The sequence below is a fragment of the Pseudoalteromonas sp. GW168-MNA-CIBAN-0100 genome (assembly GCF_040309225.1).
Classification (GTDB): Bacteria; Pseudomonadota; Gammaproteobacteria; order Enterobacterales; family Alteromonadaceae; genus Pseudoalteromonas; species Pseudoalteromonas arctica.
Window position 1 is genome coordinate 1 of sequence record NZ_JBEOOL010000566.1, and the last position, 272, is coordinate 272.

General features: G+C 42.6%; 1 protein-coding gene. It reads right to left on the minus strand.

Going from position 1 to position 272, the window contains the following annotated elements; translation table 11 throughout:
• Window positions 1-272 (minus strand): hypothetical protein (locus tag AAEY62_RS22450; RefSeq protein WP_350636625.1); only part of this gene is annotated, 272 nt, incomplete at both ends.

Below are 272 nucleotides of genomic sequence, written 5' to 3' on the forward strand. Positions count from 1 at the left end.
TAACTCAGCTGTATTATTTTGCTCTTCAAGCGCTGCTTCAGGCTGCTCTTCCTCGCTTTGTTCACTAACTTCGTCGATTAAGCTGTCGATGTCGTCAATATCATCTAAGTCAAAGTCGTCGGTTTCTTCTACTAACTCAGCTGTATTATTTTGCTCTTCAAGCGCTGTTTCAGGCTGCTCTTCCTCGCCTTGTTCACTAACCTCGTCGATTAAGCTGTCGATGTCGTCAATATCATCTAAGTCGAATTCATCAGTTTCTTCTACTAACACAG